We start from the raw sequence: 1,555 nt of genomic DNA on the forward strand, positions 1-1,555 counted from the left end.
TTGCAGTATTCATTTTTTATGGAGAGTTTGATCCTGGCTCAGGATGAACGCTGGCGGCGTGCTTAACACATGCAAGTCGAACGGTGAAGCCCCGCTTGCGGGGTGGATCAGTGGCGAACGGGTGAGTAACACGTGAGCAACCTGCCCCTGACTCTGGGATAAGCGCTGGAAACGGCGTCTAATACTGGATACGAACCGCAGCCGCATGGCTCGTGGTTGGAAAGATTTTTTGGTTGGGGATGGGCTCGCGGCCTATCAGCTTGTTGGTGAGGTAATGGCTCACCAAGGCGTCGACGGGTAGCCGGCCTGAGAGGGTGACCGGCCACACTGGGACTGAGACACGGCCCAGACTCCTACGGGAGGCAGCAGTGGGGAATATTGCACAATGGGCGAAAGCCTGATGCAGCAACGCCGCGTGAGGGACGACGGCCTTCGGGTTGTAAACCTCTTTTAGCAAGGAAGAAGCGAAAGTGACGGTACTTGCAGAAAAAGCGCCGGCTAACTACGTGCCAGCAGCCGCGGTAATACGTAGGGCGCAAGCGTTATCCGGAATTATTGGGCGTAAAGAGCTCGTAGGCGGTTTGTCGCGTCTGCTGTGAAATCCCGAGGCTCAACCTCGGGCCTGCAGTGGGTACGGGCAGACTAGAGTGCGGTAGGGGAGATTGGAATTCCTGGTGTAGCGGTGGAATGCGCAGATATCAGGAGGAACACCGATGGCGAAGGCAGATCTCTGGGCCGTAACTGACGCTGAGGAGCGAAAGGGTGGGGAGCAAACAGGCTTAGATACCCTGGTAGTCCACCCCGTAAACGTTGGGAACTAGTTGTGGGGTCCTTTCCACGGATTCCGTGACGCAGCTAACGCATTAAGTTCCCCGCCTGGGGAGTACGGCCGCAAGGCTAAAACTCAAAGGAATTGACGGGGACCCGCACAAGCGGCGGAGCATGCGGATTAATTCGATGCAACGCGAAGAACCTTACCAAGGCTTGACATACACGAGAACACCCTAGAAATAGGGGACTCTTTGGACACTCGTGAACAGGTGGTGCATGGTTGTCGTCAGCTCGTGTCGTGAGATGTTGGGTTAAGTCCCGCAACGAGCGCAACCCTCGTTCTATGTTGCCAGCACGTAATGGTGGGAACTCATGGGATACTGCCGGGGTCAACTCGGAGGAAGGTGGGGATGACGTCAAATCATCATGCCCCTTATGTCTTGGGCTTCACGCATGCTACAATGGCCGGTACAAAGGGCTGCAATACCGTGAGGTGGAGCGAATCCCAAAAAGCCGGTCCCAGTTCGGATTGAGGTCTGCAACTCGACCTCATGAAGTCGGAGTCGCTAGTAATCGCAGATCAGCAACGCTGCGGTGAATACGTTCCCGGGTCTTGTACACACCGCCCGTCAAGTCATGAAAGTCGGTAACACCTGAAGCCGGTGGCCCAACCCTTGTGGAGGGAGCCGTCGAAGGTGGGATCGGTAATTAGGACTAAGTCGTAACAAGGTAGCCGTACCGGAAGGTGCGGCTGGATCACCTCCTTTCTAAGGAGCACCTGAAC

At 55.9% G+C, this 1,555-nt stretch carries 1 rRNA gene; it reads left to right on the top strand.

Annotation, left to right across the window (positions count from 1 at the left end):
• Positions 1-15 precede the first annotated feature (15 nt).
• Positions 16-1,538, top strand: a 16S ribosomal RNA gene (locus MRBLMI12_RS22220).
• The last annotated feature ends 17 nt before the right edge of the window (positions 1,539-1,555 follow it).

This window comes from Microbacterium sp. LMI12-1-1.1 (assembly GCF_040676455.1).
GTDB lineage: Bacteria > Actinomycetota > Actinomycetes > Actinomycetales > Microbacteriaceae > Microbacterium.